Source organism: Arthrobacter sp. KKT183 (assembly GCF_055657625.1).
Window position 1 is genome coordinate 1,365,385 of sequence record NZ_CM145770.1, and the last position, 16,862, is coordinate 1,382,246.

Annotated in this window: 15 protein-coding genes; 8 read left to right on the top strand and 7 right to left on the bottom strand. The window is 62.5% G+C overall.

Annotated features, from left to right (window positions below; all coding sequences use genetic code 11):
* Positions 1–21 precede the first annotated feature (21 nt).
* The 3 genes from ACZ2GY_RS06470 to nrdR all read left to right on the top strand — a co-directional run bounded on the left by ACZ2GY_RS06470 (position 22) and on the right by nrdR (position 2,621).
* Positions 22–543 carry a hypothetical protein gene (locus ACZ2GY_RS06470; RefSeq protein WP_277357813.1) on the top strand — a complete coding sequence of 174 codons (522 nt, stop codon included), beginning with the start codon at positions 22–24 and terminating at the stop codon, positions 541–543.
* A 46-nt stretch (positions 544–589) separates the two neighbouring features.
* Positions 590–1,951, top strand: coding sequence for a histidinol dehydrogenase (hisD, locus tag ACZ2GY_RS06475; RefSeq protein WP_404800707.1), 1,362 nt, complete (start codon positions 590–592; stop codon positions 1,949–1,951).
* A gap of 169 nt (positions 1,952–2,120) precedes the next feature.
* Entirely contained in the window at positions 2,121–2,621 is a 501-nt protein-coding gene (nrdR, locus tag ACZ2GY_RS06480) for a transcriptional regulator NrdR (protein ID WP_277357811.1), read from the top strand.
* Between the two features lie 52 nt (positions 2,622–2,673).
* Here nrdR and ppgK read toward each other — a convergent pair whose 3' ends face one another.
* Positions 2,674–3,501, bottom strand: a complete 828-nt coding sequence (gene ppgK, locus ACZ2GY_RS06485; protein ID WP_346028366.1) for a polyphosphate--glucose phosphotransferase — start codon at positions 3,499–3,501, stop codon at positions 2,674–2,676.
* Positions 3,502–3,576: 75 nt separating this feature from the next.
* Entirely contained in the window at positions 3,577–4,455 is an 879-nt protein-coding gene (gene map, locus ACZ2GY_RS06490; protein ID WP_277357809.1) for a type I methionyl aminopeptidase, read from the bottom strand.
* Between the two features lie 65 nt (positions 4,456–4,520).
* On the opposite strand from map, the gene ACZ2GY_RS06495 reads away from it, so the two are divergent.
* The gene (locus tag ACZ2GY_RS06495; protein ID WP_157359053.1) at positions 4,521–4,685 is read left to right on the top strand and encodes an SPOR domain-containing protein; all 165 of its coding nucleotides are present in this window, start codon (positions 4,521–4,523) and stop codon (positions 4,683–4,685) included.
* 15 nt (positions 4,686–4,700) lie between these two features.
* On the opposite strand, the gene panB is transcribed toward ACZ2GY_RS06495, so the two are convergent.
* Positions 4,701–5,564, bottom strand: coding sequence for a 3-methyl-2-oxobutanoate hydroxymethyltransferase (panB, locus tag ACZ2GY_RS06500; RefSeq protein WP_346028365.1), 864 nt, complete (start codon positions 5,562–5,564; stop codon positions 4,701–4,703).
* A gap of 190 nt (positions 5,565–5,754) precedes the next feature.
* On the opposite strand from panB, the gene glnA (ACZ2GY_RS06505) reads away from it, so the two are divergent.
* Complete coding sequence (glnA, locus tag ACZ2GY_RS06505) at positions 5,755–7,095, top strand: type I glutamate--ammonia ligase (RefSeq protein WP_056547176.1); 1,341 nt, start codon at positions 5,755–5,757, stop codon at positions 7,093–7,095.
* An 18-nt stretch (positions 7,096–7,113) separates the two neighbouring features.
* On the top strand, positions 7,114–10,131 hold the full coding sequence (locus tag ACZ2GY_RS06510) for a bifunctional [glutamine synthetase] adenylyltransferase/[glutamine synthetase]-adenylyl-L-tyrosine phosphorylase (RefSeq protein WP_471673320.1): 3,018 nt from the start codon (positions 7,114–7,116) through the stop codon (positions 10,129–10,131).
* Between the two features lie 86 nt (positions 10,132–10,217).
* Here the strand turns inward: ACZ2GY_RS06510 and glnA (ACZ2GY_RS06515) are convergent, their stop codons facing one another.
* A complete protein-coding gene (glnA, locus tag ACZ2GY_RS06515) occupies positions 10,218–11,642 on the bottom strand; it encodes a type I glutamate--ammonia ligase (protein ID WP_277357806.1) in 1,425 nt (474 codons plus the stop codon).
* A 306-nt stretch (positions 11,643–11,948) separates the two neighbouring features.
* Between glnA (ACZ2GY_RS06515) and ACZ2GY_RS06520 the strand changes: the two genes are divergently transcribed.
* Positions 11,949–12,386, top strand: a complete 438-nt coding sequence (locus tag ACZ2GY_RS06520; protein WP_277357805.1) for an RDD family protein — start codon at positions 11,949–11,951, stop codon at positions 12,384–12,386.
* Here ACZ2GY_RS06520 and ACZ2GY_RS06525 read toward each other — a convergent pair.
* From ACZ2GY_RS06525 to lipB, 3 genes are all read right to left on the bottom strand, one after another.
* A complete protein-coding gene (locus ACZ2GY_RS06525) occupies positions 12,383–13,156 on the bottom strand; it encodes a DUF4191 domain-containing protein (RefSeq protein ID WP_277357804.1) in 774 nt (257 codons plus the stop codon). The genes ACZ2GY_RS06520 and ACZ2GY_RS06525 overlap by 4 nt on opposite strands.
* A gap of 90 nt (positions 13,157–13,246) precedes the next feature.
* Complete coding sequence (lipA, locus tag ACZ2GY_RS06530) at positions 13,247–14,248, bottom strand: lipoyl synthase (RefSeq protein ID WP_056547190.1); 1,002 nt, start codon at positions 14,246–14,248, stop codon at positions 13,247–13,249.
* Positions 14,245–14,967, bottom strand: a complete 723-nt coding sequence (lipB, locus tag ACZ2GY_RS06535) for a lipoyl(octanoyl) transferase LipB (protein WP_277357803.1) — start codon at positions 14,965–14,967, stop codon at positions 14,245–14,247. The genes lipA and lipB overlap by 4 nt, the downstream gene beginning before the upstream one ends.
* A gap of 104 nt (positions 14,968–15,071) precedes the next feature.
* Here lipB and ACZ2GY_RS06540 point away from each other — a divergent pair, with 104 nt between their 5' ends.
* Positions 15,072–16,862, top strand: a complete 1,791-nt coding sequence (locus tag ACZ2GY_RS06540) for a serine/threonine protein kinase (RefSeq protein WP_471673321.1) — start codon at positions 15,072–15,074, stop codon at positions 16,860–16,862.

Sequence of the window (16,862 nt, forward strand, 5' to 3'; positions counted from 1 at the left end):
CGACAGATTGGGAACGGTTAGATGAGACGGACGCAGGAATCAGCAGCGGAGCCGGGTACGTATCCACCAGCGGTCTATGCCGGTCCCGCCGCGGAGACGGCGGTGCCGCCGTCGTCGTTGCTCTGGTGGGCCGCGGCAACGACTGTGCTCGGACCGGTGCTCGGCGTCCTCTGGTGGTTCGCGTCGCCTGGTGGCGGATTCTATGGAGACAGGGCCAACGCTGAGTCCTGGCTGATCCGGGACCTTGTGCTCGGCGGATTGCAGTTGCTGGCCGGCGTCGTCGTCGGATGGCTGTTGACTAACCGTATCGACCTGCCCGGCGCGTGGCAGCGTGTGTGCGCGGCCGTGGGCGGAAGCATGGTGGGATCCGTCCTTGCTGTGTTGGTTGGGCAGGGGCTTGGAGCCCTGTTTTCCGGCGGTGACGGCGAATTTCCTTTTGTGCTGCGTTCGCTCGGTGTGGCATTGGTCTGGCCCGCAGCCGCAGCGTTGGTGGTTTTCCTGGCCTCGCTGCTCGGGCTGCTGCTTATCCGGCGGAATCGGTAGCGCACCCTTTCCGTCGTGGGCAGAAGCCAGGACAGCCGCCGGTAGAATTGCGGCTGTGACTGCTCAGACCGCTCCCGGATCATTCGACGCCTTCCGCACGATCGACCTGCGCGGGACACATCTATCCACCGCCGAACTCCGTGCCGCGATGCCGAGGAGCACCACGTCGTCGTTCGAATCGGTCGCCTCCCGCGTTGAAGACATTATTGTTGCTGTCCGGTCACGCGGATTCGACGCGCTCAGCGAGCTGGCGCAGCGGTTCGACGGCGTTGAACAGTTCCACCCGCGGGTGCCGGCTGAGGCTTTAAGTGAGGCACTTCGGGCGCTCTCGCCTGACGTGCGGGCCGCGCTGGAGGAGTCCATTGACCGCGCCCGTGTCTTTGCCCTGGCGCAGAAACCGCAGGACGTCGTCGTCGAGATCCGACCTGGAGCTGCCCTGACGCAGCGGTGGGTGCCCGTTGGCAGGGTGGGGCTCTATGTCCCCGGTGGGCTTGCGGTCCTCGCCTCGTCGGTCATCATGAATGTTGTACCTGCACAGGCTGCCGGCGTTCAGTCCATTGCACTGGCATCGCCGCCGCAGAAGGAATTCGGGGGACTGCCGCACCCGGTGATTCTTGCCGCGGCGGAACTGCTCGGTGTCAAGGAGGTCTACGGCATCGGCGGTGCCCAGGCGATTGCCGCCTTCGCACACGGTGTGTCAGGCGAGGAGGATCGTACCGCGATTGAGCCGGTGGACGTTGTCACGGGCCCGGGGAACATCTACGTCGCCACAGCGAAGCGGCTGGTCAAGGGCATGGTCGGGATCGACGCTGAGGCCGGCACCACGGAGATCGCTGTGTTGGCAGACGGGACGGCGCAGCCGCGACTGGTTGCCGCGGACCTGATCAGCCAGGCCGAACATGACCCGAACGCCGCCTCGGTACTGATCACGCCTTCGGTTGAACTGGCTGCTGCCGTCCGGGCGGAGCTGTCGATCCAGGCGAAGTCCACCCGGCACCGCGAGCGGGTCGAAACTGCGCTGGGCGGGCCTCAATCGGGCACCATCCTGGTGGACAACATTGACCACGGTATTGCGGTATGTGACGCGTATGCCGCGGAACACCTGGAGATCCACACGGATCAGGCGCCAGCAGTAGCGGCGCGTATCAAGAACGCGGGGGCGATCTTCGTGGGCGACTACAGTCCGGTGAGCCTGGGCGACTACTGCGCGGGCTCGAATCACGTCCTGCCCACAGCCGGCACGGCGGCGTTTGCTTCCGGGCTGAGCGTGTTCACCTTCCTGCGGGCAATGCAGGTGATCGACTACAGCGCAGACGCCCTGCGGGAGGTGAGTGAGCATGTTGTTCAGCTTGCTCAGGCTGAGGATCTGCCGGGACACGGCGATGCGGTGCGGGTGCGCTTTTCCTGACGGGTACTCCGGCTGACCGCTCCTGTCCCTGAGTGCCAAACCACCACATCTAGTAATGGCATGGTTGTAGTTTCACTACATCTAGTTCTAGAATGGTTTCCGGACGCCGTTGAAAAGTTGCGTCGTATCCGATGAATACGCTGTTCGCCAGAGTTGAAACGAGGGTGGAGTGCACTGTCCGTTCTGCCGCAGTTCCGACTCGCGTGTCGTTGACAGCCGTCTCACCGATGATGGATCAGCGATCCGCCGTCGGCGCCAGTGTCCCGAATGCGGCAAGCGATTCACTACCGTGGAAACCACCAGCCTGTCGGTCATCAAACGGTCCGGCGTTGCCGAGCCCTTCAGCCGCAGCAAGGTCATCAGCGGCGTGCGCAAGGCCTGCCAGGGGCGGCCTGTCACTGAGGATGACCTCGCACTGTTGGCGCAGGACGTCGAGGAGGCTGTTCGTGCAAGCGGCGTCGCTGAAATCGACGCCCACGAGGTTGGGCTGGCTATTCTTGGGCCGCTCCAGAAGCTGGACCAGGTAGCCTACCTTCGCTTCGCCAGCGTGTACCAGGGCTTCGACTCCCTCGAGGACTTCGAGAAGGCTATCGAGAAGCTCCGCCTCGAAGCGGAGAATGCGGCGGCCCGGGTCTCATCGGGTAAGCAGCGGCCGCTCACCGCCACATAATCTCCGGTGGTGGCTGCGGAGGGGAAGCCGCCGCCACCACCGGCACCACCCGCTATTTCGCTTCGACCGGCTGGCTCTTGAAGTGAAGCGCCGCTTGAAGCGCTGCTCCCACAATGCCGGCGTGATTCCGGAGCTCGGCAGGAATGATGGGCGTTCGCAGGGAAAGATTGGGAAGGAAGTCCTTGCTTCGCTTCGAAATGCCGCCGCCCACAATGAAGAGTTCAGGCGAGAACAGGAATTCGACGTGGGAGAAGTAGCGCTGCAGCTTGACGGAGTACTCATCCCAACTCAGTCCCAGTCGTTCGCGGGCTACGGCTGAAGCCTGGGTCTCGGCGTCGTGCCCGTCTATTTCAAGGTGGCCAAGCTCTGCGTTCGGAACCAGCTTGCCGTCGAAGATGAAAGCGGAACCAATCCCGGTACCGAGTGTGATGACAAGGACCGTACCGTCGACGCCCTTGCCCGCGCCGTACTGAACCTCTGCGAGGCCGGCGGCGTCAGCATCATTGATAACGTGCACGTCGCGTCCGAGGACCTTGGTAAACAGTGCGTCCACATCGGTGTCGATCCAGCTCTCATCGACATTCGCCGCCGAGCGCGCCACACCGTGCTGGATGATGGCCGGGAAGGTCACCCCGATCGGCAGGCCTGCAGGCGGCGCTCCCTCCCGGACGGACAGTTCAGCAACAATGTCGGCGACGACGACGGCGACAGCCTCCGGTGTAGCCGGCTGGGGAGTCTCCACCCGGAACCGATCACCGACGATGGCCCCGGCGGTGAGGTCAACAATGCCGCCCTTGATGCCGGTGCCACCGATGTCGATTCCGATGACCGTGGCAGGCAGGTTCCTGCCGCCCTTCGTCTTGCCGCTGTTCTTGCCCATGTTTCTCCAGTAATTCTCTCGGGTGTGTTTGGTCCGCGCCTTGCCGGTAATGCGCGGAGGTGGTGCTTGGTCTTGCTAGGGAAGCGTCAGGACTTCGGCGCCGGTCTCAGTCACCACGAGCGTGTGCTCGAACTGCGCGGTGCGCTGACGATCCCGGGTGACCACAGTCCAGTCATCAGGCCACATATCCCACTCAATGGTTCCAAGCGTGAGCATCGGTTCGATCGTAAATACCATCCCGGGCTCGATGACGCGGTTGTAGGCCGGCGCGGCATCATAATGCGGGATGATCAGCCCGGTGTGAAAAGCCTCTCCGACTCCGTGACCCGTGAAGTCCCGCACAACACCGTAGCCGAATCTCTTCGCGTAGGACTCAATGGCACGGCCGATGACGTTAATTTCCCGTCCCGGGGCAACCACCTTGATAGCCCGGTTCAGAGCCTCCCGGGTGCGCTCCACCAGCAGGCGGGAATCCTCGTCGACGTCGCCGACGAGGAAGGTGTAGTTGGTATCTCCGTGCACACCGTCGATGTAGGCGGTGATGTCGATGTTGATGATGTCTCCGTCGCGGAGCTCGGTGGAGTCAGGTATGCCGTGACAGATGACCTCGTTGAGCGACGAGCACAAAGACTTCGGGAATCCGCGGTAACCGAGGGTGGAAGGGTACGCCTTGTGCTCGATCAGGAACCGGTGCCCAACGGCGTCGAGCTCGTCAGTGGTGACGCCGGGGGTAATGTGCCGGCCGACTTCCTGGATGGCTTGCGCGGCTATCTTTCCTGCCCGGCGGATTTTCTCGATGGTGTCAGCCGACTTGACCTCGGATCCCTCGAACCGGGCAGGTCCGGGGCGGCCGACATACTCCGGACGCTCAATTGACCGCGGCACCTTACGGGGAGGACTGATAGTCCCCCCGATGAGCGTGCCGACGGGTGCGGAGGAGGAATGCTGGGACATACTCTTGATCCTATCGGTGTGGAACCACCGAAGCCGAAAGTGAAAGCAAGACCAAGGAGGCCGCGATGGTGCAGTACTGGTACAACGTTCGGACCCACGAGGTTGAAGAAGATGCCCAGTCCGACTGGAGCCAACTCATTGGTCCCTATCCCACGCGAGCAGAAGCGGAACGCGCGCCGGAAAAGGTTCAGGAGCGCAACCGTGCGTGGGACGCACAGGACGAGGAGTAGCTTCTGCGGAAGCTGCTAGAAGCTGTGCTCGGGACCGGGGAAGCTTCCGTCACGGACCTGATCGCCGTAGGTGCGAGCGGCATCGGAAAGCACGGATCTAACATCTGCGAACTGTTTGACGAACTTGGCCTGCTTGCCCGAGCGCAGGCCCGCCATGTCCTGCCACACCAGTACCTGGCCGGTGGTCGCCGAGCCTGCACCGATGCCAATGGTGGGCACGCTGACAGCGCGGTCCACCTCAGCCGCTACATCCGCCGGCACCATCTCCATGAGAATGCAGAAGGCGCCGGCCTCCGCGAGTGCTACGGCGTCATCAATTACCTGCCGTCCGGCCTCACCCCTGCCCTGGACCCGGTAGCCGCCCAGGGAGTGCTCGCTTTGCGGTGTGAAGCCGACGTGTGCCATGACGGGAATGCCTGCGCGCACAATAGCGCGGACTGTTTCCGCATAGTGCGCTCCGCCCTCCATTTTCACCGCATGAACCAGTCCCTCCTTCATCAGACGGACGGAGGATTCCACGCCCTGGGCAGGCGAGACCTCATAGCTGCCGAAAGGTAGGTCCGCAACCACTAGAGAGCGGCTCGCTCCCCGTGTGACGGCGCGGGAGAAAAGGATCATTTCGTCGAGCGTGATCGGCAGTGTGGTGGCGTGCCCGAGCACATTATTCGCAGCGGAATCTCCAATAAGCAACACCTCTATGCCTGCAGCATCGAAGATTTCTGCTGCGTACTGGTCGTACGCGGTCAGCATGGCGAATCGTCGGCCGCTGTCTTTCGCCGCCTGGAGATGGTGTGTCCGGATCCGCGGGACCGGCTGGGACGGTGCACCACCGGCCTGTGATCCGGTTCCATAGGGGGCTGGAGTTTCCGCGAAATTCATGACCACGAGCCTACTTCACGGGTAACGCCGTCGTAACACAAGCCGGACATACTGTACGGGTGCGGCTCTCCGCACGCCGGTGCCCGCGCTGACGGTCCATTGTCAGTAAAGTGAGCAGCGGACCGGGGAGTAGGCACCTGGTTGTACGGGAGGTCGGAAAGACAACGGGATGAGTGGGAAAGAGGTTGGAATGGATCGGCAGCAGGAGTTCGTCCTACGCACCATCGAGGAACGCGACGTCCGTTTTGTCCGGCTGTGGTTCACCGACGTCGTCGGCTCGTTGAAGTCGGTTGCCCTTGCTCCCGCGGAAGTCGAGGGTGCTTTCGAGGAAGGCCTCGGCTTCGACGGTTCCTCGATTGAGGGCCTCGCCCGGGTTTTCGAGTCCGACATGCTTGCCCAGCCGGATCCCTCGACGTTTCAGATCCTGCCCTGGCGCGGTGAAAAAGAGCAGACATCCAGGATGTTCTGCGACATCCTGACCCCGGATGGCCAGCCGTCATCAGCTGACCCGCGCGGCGTGCTGAAACGGACGCTCGCTAAAGCGGCGGACATGGGATTCACTTGCTACACCCACCCGGAAATCGAGTTCTACCTTCTCAAGTCTGACGAGCTCGGCGCAGACGGTCAGCCTGTTCCGGTGGACCAGGCGGGTTACTTCGATCACGTACCGGGCGGCGTGGCGCAGGATTTCCGGCGGACCGCGGTTGCGATGCTCGAATCTGTCGGAATCTCGGTCGAGTTCAGCCACCACGAGGCCGGTCCGGGGCAAAATGAGATCGACCTGCGTTACGCCGATGCGCTGCAGACTGCCGACAACATCATGACATTCCGCACAGTCATCAAAGAGGTAGCGCTGACGCAGGACAGCTACGCCACCTTCATGCCCAAGCCTTTTTCCGATCACCCGGGCTCCGGGATGCATACGCACTTTTCGCTCTTCGAGGGGGACACCAACGCGTTTTTCGAAGCCGGCGCCGAGTTCCAGTTGTCCAAAACGGCACGCCAGTTCATCGCAGGCATCCTTCGCCACGCACCGGAATTCACGGCAGTCACCAATCAGTTCGTCAACTCCTATAAGCGTCTCTGGGGCGGCGGCGAAGCACCAAGCTACCTTTCCTGGGGTCACAACAACCGTTCCGCGCTGGTGCGCGTTCCGCTGTACAAGCCGAACAAGGGGCAATCCGCCCGCATTGAATACCGCGGTATAGATTCCGCAACAAACCCATACCTCGCGTACTCCGTGCTGCTGGGTGCCGGTCTGAAGGGAATCGAGGAGGGCTACGAACTGCCGCCGGGAGCAGAGGATGACGTCTGGAGCCTGACAGCCGCGGAGCGGCGCGCCATGGGTCACGATCCGTTGCCGGCGAGCCTTCACGACGCCGTGCGGGCCATGGAGGATTCGGAACTTGTGGCTGAGATCCTCGGCGAGCAGGTCTACGAGAATTTCCTCCGCAACAAGCGTGCGGAGTGGCATGACTATCGAATCCAGGTAACCCCCTACGAGCTCAGGCGCAACCTCGGCATCCTCTAGGCATAAAGGAAGTTGTCCATGAGCCTGAACAGGGAACTGATCAGCAGGGGTTTCACGGACCTCGACAAGAGCACCCGGTTTCTGGCTGCGGCAGAACTTGCGGATATACCGGAGGACCGGCTCTTCAACGGGCTCACTGTCGCGGCTAATCCGGACCTGGCACTTCAGTCCCTCGTTCGCCTTCTCGCGGTCCAACCCGAACTGGCCGACCTCGTGCGGCTTGGGGGCTCCGGCGCTGAGTCCCTCTTCCGGTTGCTCGGGGCCTCTGAAGCGCTCGCTGAATTCCTCATGCGCCATCCGGAGCACTCCGATGTGGTCCGGGTTGGGACAAGTGCAGAGCCCGGGCGGGTGGACGCGGCGGTGCTGCGGCAATCGCTTTTGCGGTCTGTCGGTGCTGACGCGGGAGATGCCAATCCCGTCGCGGCGGTATCCGGCGAGGACGCATACCGCGCCCTGCGCACGGTCTATCGCCGGCACCTTACCGAGCTGGCCATACGGGACCTCGGTGCGGCATCACCCACCGATTTTCTCCCCACGGTCGGCCAGGAGCTGTCCGACCTTGCCGCAGCGGCACTCGAGGCAGCCCTGGCGGTCTCGCGCGCGGAACTGGCGACAACCTTCCCGACTGCACACGTGGCGGCCGTCAAGTTATCGGTGATCGGAATGGGTAAATGCGGAGCCGGAGAGCTGAACTACATCTCGGATGTCGATGTCATCTACGTCATCGACGCTGAGGGCCTTGAGGAAGAAACCGCCGTGCGCGTCGGGACCGCATTGGCCGCCGGCATTTCTCGGGCGGTGACGTCGGCCGGACGGGAACCGGGACTGTGGGAGGTGGATGCAAATCTTCGCCCTGAGGGAAAGGACGGCCCGCTTGTCCGCACCCTGGACTCCCACCTGACCTACTATGCGCGCTGGGCCCGGACCTGGGAGTTCCAGGCGTTGCTCAAGGCACGTCCAATCGCGGGGGATCCGGCATTGGGCGAGCGTTATGCCCAAGCGGTGTCCGACCTCGTCTGGACCTCATCGGAACGCGATGGATTTGTTGAATCCGTTCAGGCGATGCGCCGGCGGGTCACCGACAACATCCCCTCCCACGAGGTCAACCGGCAGCTGAAGCTCGGGGCAGGAGGACTGCGCGATGTTGAGTTCACGGTGCAGTTGCTCCAGCTGGTCCACGGGAAAGTTGACGAAACGCTCAGGACCCGCGCCACCACGTCGGCCATCGCCGCACTGAGCTCAGCCGGCTATATCGGCCGGCGGGATGCCCAGCAATTCGACCAGGCCTACCGCTTCCTGCGCGTCCTCGAGCACCGCATCCAACTGGTTCAGATGCGCCGCACCCATCTCATGCCCGACGACGAAGCGAGCCTGAAGGCGCTCGCCAAGTCATCAGCCAGCTCTCTGCTGGAGACCCGGCCCACCGCAGCTGCGCTGACCGAAGAATGGCAGCAGACCAAACGCCTGGTACGACGCCTGCATGAGGCCATCTTCTACCGGCCGCTGCTCAACGCGGCGGCGAATCTCAGCGCTGACGAGGTCCGGTTGACTCCGGAGGCAGCCAGCGCTCGTCTTGCTGCCCTCGGTTATCTGGATCCACGCGGGGCCCTGCGACATATTGAAGCACTAACAACGGGAATCAGCCGAAGATCGGCATTGCAGCGGCAACTGTTGCCCGTCCTGCTCGACTGGCTCGCTGACGGTGTGGATCCGGATGCAGGGCTGTTGGGTTTCCGACGCCTGAGCGAAGCACTGGGGGAGACGCACTGGTACCTCGGAATGCTTCGGGACTCCAAGGCAGCGGCGGAGCGGTTGTGCCACATCCTGTCCTCCAGCAGATTCATCACCGATCTGCTGGAGGTCTCTCCTGAATCAACGAAATGGCTCGGCTCGGACAAGGAGCTGAGGCCCGTTGCGTTCGAAACACAATGGCAGGAGATCCAATCGAAGATGTCCCGCCACCCGGCACCAAAGGAGGCGATGCGCCTCATCCGATTGATCCGCCGTCGTGAAATTCTGCGGATCGCCATCGCGGACAGTTCAGGGTTGCTCAAGCAGGAGGACGTCGGGCCTGCACTTGCCGATGCGGACCGGGCCGCCGTTCTTGGCGCTCTCAACGTAGCGGAGGCGGAGGTGTATGCCGGGGAGCAGGCGCTGACCGACGTCGTCGTTATTGCCATGGGTCGCCAGGGCGGACGGGAGATCACTTATGGCTCCGACGCCGACGTCATGTATGTCCACCGGCCGCGGGATGGAGCTGATCCAGCTGCTGCGCAGAAGCAGGCCGAGCAGATCGTCGGCAGGCTGCGGCAGTTCCTACAGCAGCCCTGCTCGCCTCCGATCATGGCGGAGCGTGTTTTGGAGATCGATGCAGACCTGCGCCCGGAGGGTAAGCAGGGCCCGATCGTTCGTTCCCTCGAATCGTTCCGCGAGTACTACCGGCGATGGTCCCTGGTCTGGGAATCTCAGGCGCTGCTGCGGGCCTCGCCGATGGCGGGAAACGACAGGCTGGCATCGGATTTCCTGCAGCTGATAGATCCTCTTCGCTACGAACGGGACGTGACAGAGGGTGACCTGCGGGAGATACGCCGCCTCAAAGCGCGGATGGAATCGGAACGGCTGCCGCGCGGTGCCGATCCATCACGCCAGGTCAAGCTGGGCAGGGGCGGCCTCAGCGATGTTGAGTGGCTCATTCAGCTCTTGCAACTGCAGCACGCGCACGGCTCGCCGTCCCTGAGGACAACCTCGACGCTCGAGGCGATGGACGCGGTCGAGGAGCAGGGGCTTCTGCCTGCCGGCGACGTCGACACTCTCCGATCAAGCTGGCGGCTCGCCTCACGTGTGAGGGCTGCAAACACGGTGTGGGGCGGCAGGCAATCGGACCTGCTGCCCTCCTCCCGCCGAGACCTTGAAGCCGTTGCGCGCTGGTGTGGTTACGGTCCGGGGCAGGGGACGGAGCTTGAGGAGGACTACCTGCGCTTGACCAGGCGGAGCCGTGCAATTTTCGAGCGCTCGTTTTACGGGTATGGCGATTGACGGCGAGTGACCTTGGACAGCAGCAGTGAGACAGCAGCAGGGCCGCACCGGAGTGCGGCCCTGCTGCTGATTGAGGTGCGTGGTGCCTAAACGCCGTAGTACAGCTCAAACTCGTAGGGGTTCGGGCGTGCAGCGAGCGGAGTGATTTCCACCTCTCGCTTGTACGCAATCCAGGTGTCGATCAGGTCCTGGGTGAACACACCACCGGCCTGCAGGAACTCATTGTCGGCTTCCAAAGCCAGCAACGCTTCCTCAAGGGAACCGGGAGCCTTCTGGATATCCTTGGCCTCTTCAGCGGGGAGCTCGTAGAGGTCCTTGTCGATCGGGTCGGCCGGTTCAATGCGGTTTTTGATTCCGTCCAGGCCGGCCATCAACTGCGCGGCGAAGGCGAGGTACGGGTTGGATGAAGGGTCCGGAGCGCGGAACTCGATGCGCTTGGCCTTCGGGTTGGAACCGGTGATCGGGATGCGGATACCTGCGGAGCGGTTGCCCTGCGAGTAGACCATATTGACGGGGGCTTCGAAGCCCTTCACCAGGCGGCGGTATGAGTTCACGGTGGGGTTGGTGAACGCGAGCACGGCCGAGGCATGCTTCAGTACGCCGCCGATGTACCAGCGCGCAAGATCCGACAGGCCGGCATAACCGCGCTCGTCGTAGAACAGCGGCTCGCCGTTGCTCCACAGTGACTGGTGGCAGTGCATGCCGGAACCGTTGTCACCGAAGATCGGCTTGGGCATGAATGTTGCCGACTTTCCCCAGGCATTGGCAACGTTCTTGACGATGTACTTGAACTTTTGCAGGTCATCGGCAGCATGGACCATTGTGGTGAACTTGTAGTTGATCTCCGCCTGCCCCGCACCTCCCACCTCGTGGTGCGAACGCTCAACCTCAAGACCCACTGCATCCAGCTCAACGCAGATTGCGTCACGGAGGTCCGCCTGCTTGTCCACCGGGGCAACAGGGAAATAGCCGCCCTTGAACGGGGTCTTGTTACCGAGGTTGCCGCCAACCTCCTCACGACCGCTGTTCCAAGGGGCTTCAATGGAGTCAACCTTGTAGAAGCTCCCTTGCGGGCTGGATTCATACTGGATGTTCTCGAAGATGTAGAACTCTGCCTCCGAAGCGAAAAACGCGGTGTCCGCGATGCCTGTAGAGGACAGGTATGCTTCGGCGCGCTCTGCGACACCGCGCGGATCACGATGGTACGGATCACCCGTGCGGGGGTTGACGATGGAGAAATTCAGTGCCAGCGTCTTCTCGATCCGGAAAGGATCGATGAATGCGGTAGTGACGTCCGGAATCAGCTGCATGTCGGATTCGGCGATGCCCTGAAACCCTCGGATCGAGGATCCGTCGAAGAGCTGACCGTGAACGAAGAAGTCGGCGTCAACCGATTTCGCCGGGACATTGAAGTGCTGCTGCACGCCGGGGAGGTCGGTGAATCGGACGTCGACGAACTTCACATCTTCGTCGACGATGTACTTGAGGACTTCGTCCGCATTCTTGAACATCGGATTATGCTCCTTACGCATATTCGGGAAGAGCGACCGGGGCCGGTAGCGCGGGGGAGACGCCACAAGGGTTGACCTGCTGCGGTCGCAACAGCCTCCACACTATGAATGCGCAGTTACCCACTGGTGTCGCAAATGTTTCCGGCATGTAACTTAAGCCGGCAGCTACGCATACGTGCTCTTGTTCCACCCTATCGGTAGCGCCCCCGCGCTACGAGTAGGACTGTATCGGGGGGACTGCATCCAGTTGGACAGAGCAGGTCCACAGAGCCGGAATGCCCGAGTGATGCAGGATAGAGTGGAGCGGTGGTTGACCGCAGAGACATCAGTTCGTGGCTTGAAGGACCGCCGTCGCGGGGTGACGGCCACTGGCCGGGTCAGCGCCTGGGCCGGCCACGGAACGGCGCAGGTTCAATCGCCCGTCCTGGGCGCCGGCTAGGCGCTCTCGCTATCGACTGGGCGCTGTGCAGCCTGATCTCGGCGGCATTTTTTGGATACGACGGTACTGCAACGCTCGGCATCTTCGCACTCGAACAGATGCTGCTCGTCGGGTCACTGGGATATAGCGTGGGACACCGCGTCTTCGGCATGCAGGTGCAACGGCTGGAGGGCACGCCCGCAGGGCTGGGAGCAGCGATTGTGCGTACCCTGCTCATCTGCCTGGTGATTCCGGCAGTTGTCTTCGATGAGGATCAGCGCGGCTTGCATGACAGAGCCGTTCGAACCGCCTTGGTACGGATCTAGCGGCCCCGCATCGCCTTGCGATCCGGGCGGGCCTTGAACGGGTCCACTCCCTTGGGAATCGGCATCCGGGTACCCAGCGCGCTCAGCCGCTTGTCAACGGCAGAGACTTCCTGACGCGTGAGGTTCTTCTTCATCTTCTGCAGTTTCTTCGAGATGCGCTGAAGCGGAACCTGCCCCTCTCCGTTGCCAGCATGGACAACCTGAACCGGCACACCGGGCACAATCCTGTTCATTTTGACCCGTTCTGCGTTGACCAGCGGTTTGACGCGATTCACTGGCCCCTCCGCCACGAGGACGATGCCGGGCCGCCCGATCGCACGGAAAACGGCGTCCTGGGTACGAGCGTTCACTGCGACCGGCTCATCCTTCAGGATCCAGCCCCGGCGCAGGACACTGAGGGCCGCTCCTGATGCGCCGGGTTTCCCCTCGATCTGCGAGAACGCAGCGCGTTCAGCCCGTCTCGACAGGATGAAGAGTGCTGCGAGGAATGCCAGTGGGATGGCAATGATAAGCATGGTCACGACGTTGCGGATCAGGAAACCGATGAGCAGCCCGACGGCAACAACCGCCAGGAACGCCAGCACCATAATCCAGATAACGTTTGGATCGTTGCGCCGCGTCATCGCGAAGACCTCGCCGATACGCTTCAGCGTTCCCGGCTTTTTGGCCGGCTTGGCGGCCTTCGGCTTCCGTGAGAAGAGGCGGCGCCGCGAGCCCGATCCGTCTGGGTCCGAGGTGGCGTTTGAGCTGTTGTCAGTACTGTTGGCCATAGTGCATTAAGTCTACGGGATACCTAACGCATCGGACGTCCGCGCGCAGCGCGAACGTCCGAGCGAAGGTTTGCGCCTCGTGACGCTACGTCAGCCGGGAATGAGACTCGAAGCTTCCTGCAGAGTGCTTCCCGAATCCTCAATGTGAGCAAGCTCAGGAGGTAATTCAAGGCCCTTCTTTCGCATCGCCCGTGCCCAGAGACGGCCGGCGCGGTAGGAAGACCGCACAAGCGGACCGCTCATGACGCCGAGGAAGCCGATCTCGTCAGCCTCCTGCTGAAGTTCCACAAACTCCTGCGGCTTGACCCAGCGATCCACCGGAAGGTGCCGCTCACTGGGACGCAGGTACTGGGTGATTGTAATCAGGTCGCAACCTGCGGAATGAAGGTCGCGCAGTGCTTCCGAGATTTCCGCGCGGGTTTCACCCATCCCGAGGATCAGGTTCGACTTTGTCACCATGCCGTGGTCCCTGCCCTGCGTGATGACGTCCATCGACCGTTCATAGCGGAAGGCTGGACGGATGCGCTTGAAGATGCGCGGGACCGTCTCCACGTTGTGGGCGAAAACCTCCGGACGGGCGTCGCAAATTCCGGCGATGTGTTCCGGTTTGCCGGAGAAGTCAGGAATCAGGATCTCGACGCCGGTTCCCGGGTTGAGCGAGTGGATCTGACGAATAGTTTCCGCATAGAGCCACACCCCCTCATCTTCGAGGTCATCGCGTGCCACCCCCGTAACGGTGGCGTAGCGCAGGTTCATGGTCTGTACGGACTGCGCGACCTTGAAGGGCTCGCTGCGGTCCAGCGGTGCAGGCCGGCCTGTGTCGATCTGACAGAAATCGCACCGCCGGGTGCATTCTGAACCGCCGATCAGGAATGTTGCCTCCCGGTCCTCCCAACACTCGAAAATGTTGGGGCAACCTGCTTCCTCGCAGACGGTGTGCAGGCCTTCCTTCTTCACGAGGTTCTTCATTCCCACGAACTCGGGACCGATGTTGACCTTGGCCTTGATCCAGTCCGGCTTGCGCTCGACCGGGACTGCGGCGTTCCGTGCTTCGACGCGCAGCAGGCGCCTTCCCTCGGGGGCCAGGCTCACAGTAAGACTCCTTCCGGCCGGTCGTTGCCGACGGCCTGTGCTGTCTCGGCTAGCTGGCGATTGCCTTCGGGACCGAGCACCAGCGACGCCTCATTGTTGCGCAGTTCTTCTTCAATGCGCGAAACGATGTCGACCGGTGATACGGAGCGACCGATCTCCTTGGAGATGCTCGTGACACCGGCGTCAGTAATACCGCAGGGCACAATCTGCGCAAAGGGCGCGAGATCGTTGCTGCAATTGATCGCGAATCCGTGCATGGTTACCCGCCGGTTGATGCGGATGCCGATAGCAGCAATCTTCCGCGCCGGTCGTTGGGAATCACCTGATAACCAGACTCCGGATCTGCCTTCGATTCGAATTCCGGTGATCCCATAGTCGCTGAGGACCGCGATGATGACATCCTCGAGAATTCCGACATAGTCGGCAACGCGGGTGGGCTCAGGAAGGGCGAGGATGGGGTAGCCCACCAATTGACCCGGGCCATGCCAGGTAAGTTTGCCTCCCCGGTCAACCGGTACAACGGGGGTCCCATCGAACGGCTTTTCGTCTTCCTCGGTCCGTTTTCCTGCGGTGTAGACCGGCGAATGTTCGAGGAGGAGAACAGTGCTGGGCGACGTACCGGCAATCACTGATTCATGCAGCGTCTTTTGTCGGTCCCATCCGTCCCGGTAGTCGACGAAGTGGGGATCGAATCCGATTCGGGAGAACTCCAGCGTCATTCCTCAAGCGTAGACCCGGGTGGGCGGCGATCCCACATTCGTGAATGTGGACAGAGTGTGGATAACTTCTGCGCCGGGAGCGCGAGTAGCCAAGACTTGTCACCATGGACAACTTTCGACGCCAGACGGCCGCAGCACGGGAAGCGACTTCTACCGATCGTCCAGAGGCACAGCAGCCTCCCAGGCTCGGTGGGTATCGCACAGGAAGGCTACTGGGCGTCGGCAGTAGCGCTCATGTCTGGCTGGTCGAGGATCAACGCACGGGTATTTTCAGCGCTCTCAAAGTGTTCCCCACAACTACACCTCTTTCACGAGCAGAGCTTGAAGGCAGGGATGGGTCCCTAACTCCACTTGATCGGGAGCTCGCTGTTCTGGGCGCGCTGAAGCACCCTCATCTCCTGGGAATCCGCGACGTCGTCAGTACAGATCGTGGTCCGGGACTCCTGATGGACTATGCCGGCGGAGGATCACTCCTCAATCTGGTGACGGCCCGCGGTCGGTTGAGCGTCGGTGAATGTATCACTATCCTTGGGCCGATAGCACAGGCACTGGCATACCTGCACTCCTCCGCCATTCAGCATGGCGATGTATCGCCGGGCAACGTGCTGTTCACGGCCGATGGAAAGCCGCTACTTGCTGATCTCGGCGTCGGACGCATGCTGGGGGAAGCGGCAGATCATGCTCGCGGCACGGCGGGCTTCGCCGAGGCGGGCCTGCTGCCAAGCCTCTCCGCCGGTTTTGCTTCCGACGTGTTCTCAGCTGCCGCAGTCGGGTGGTACTCACTGACCGGCAACCCACCCGACCGGGCCAGGGATCGGGCGCCGCTGAGCCTGCTCGTGCCTGGCGTGCCGGGCGAATTGCTCCATATCCTTGAAGCCGCACTGCACGACGACCACGGCGAACGCCCGAGCGCCAATGAGTTGGCGGATGCCGTGCTGCGAGCGGCGCCAGCACAGCCGCTGGACCTCGTCGCAGCCGTGCACCCTTCTGTGTTGCCCCAACTGCTCACCAGGTGCGCCACTGCCGATTCCACGAAGGGGACCCGGCGCCGGCTGCCCGAAGCCCTCGCGCGGATATACGCGACGAAGATCCCGACGACGCTCCGGAAGCAGACGAAGTCCGCACACCCATCAACCCGCACGGAGCGGTCGCGTCGCGCGGACGGTTCTCGCGGGAAGCTGAACCGACAACCTTCCAGGGCCCGGCGCCGGAGCGCGCGTAACTCGGAAGGAACGGGGATGGGTTCTGTCATCAGGGGCGCCGCCTCACTGCTGGTGCTGTGTGGAGTTCTGCTGCTCGGTCCGCAACTTCTGGACACCTTGGGCAGCAGTGTTCCTCATTCAGAACGTGGGTCTGCTGAATTCAAGGACACGCTGGATGCGCCCTCGGGTGTTCCGGCAAAGCCTGCAGCGGGAGGCGCTCCGGCGGACTCCAGAAGCGGGAATGCCCCAGCGAAGGACACGGCACTCACTGACGAGATGACGCAGCGTCTGGCGGACGAAAACCCGGTAACAGCTCTGTCCGCCCTCGTTGCCGTGAGAGCTATGTTCCTCGCAACAGGGGAAGCGGGCCTCCTGCCGGTTGTGAACGTCAAGGATTCGGACGCTATGGCCGCCGACCGGCAGATCATGGCCGGGTTGCAGGAACGTGGCCACGTCTTCAATGGGTTGAGTATCCGTCTGGAGAAGGCCGCGCCGGCGGAGTCATTCCCCGTTCCGGAGGGCGCCACAGCGGTCACCGCGACGGCCGTCATGTCCGGCTACACCGAAATGGACGCTTCAGGTGCTGCCGTGCGCGAGGTCGCGGAATCGACGCTGCAGGACCTCGTTTTCGTCCTGGTTAGAGAGGAAGGAGTATGGAGAATCGCCAGTGTCCACAATAGCGACGCCGTCTGA

Bases quoted from the DNA above. Each gene is read 5' to 3' on its own strand.
- ACZ2GY_RS06470 (WP_277357813.1), top strand. From the start codon at position 22: ATGAGACGGACGCAGGAATCAGCAGCGGAGCCGGGTACGTATCCACCA.
- ppgK (WP_346028366.1), bottom strand. From the start codon at position 3,501: ATGGGCAAGAACAGCGGCAAGACGAAGGGCGGCAGGAACCTGCCTGCC.
- map (WP_277357809.1), bottom strand. From the start codon at position 4,455: ATGTCCCAGCATTCCTCCTCCGCACCCGTCGGCACGCTCATCGGGGGG.
- ACZ2GY_RS06495 (WP_157359053.1), top strand. From the start codon at position 4,521: ATGGTGCAGTACTGGTACAACGTTCGGACCCACGAGGTTGAAGAAGAT.
- panB (WP_346028365.1), bottom strand. From the start codon at position 5,564: ATGAATTTCGCGGAAACTCCAGCCCCCTATGGAACCGGATCACAGGCC.
- glnA (WP_056547176.1), top strand. From the start codon at position 5,755: ATGGATCGGCAGCAGGAGTTCGTCCTACGCACCATCGAGGAACGCGAC.
- ACZ2GY_RS06510 (WP_471673320.1), top strand. From the start codon at position 7,114: ATGAGCCTGAACAGGGAACTGATCAGCAGGGGTTTCACGGACCTCGAC.
- glnA (WP_277357806.1), bottom strand. From the start codon at position 11,642: ATGTTCAAGAATGCGGACGAAGTCCTCAAGTACATCGTCGACGAAGAT.
- ACZ2GY_RS06525 (WP_277357804.1), bottom strand. From the start codon at position 13,156: ATGGCCAACAGTACTGACAACAGCTCAAACGCCACCTCGGACCCAGAC.
- lipB (WP_277357803.1), bottom strand. From the start codon at position 14,967: ATGACGCTGGAGTTCTCCCGAATCGGATTCGATCCCCACTTCGTCGAC.
- ACZ2GY_RS06540 (WP_471673321.1), top strand. From the start codon at position 15,072: ATGGACAACTTTCGACGCCAGACGGCCGCAGCACGGGAAGCGACTTCT.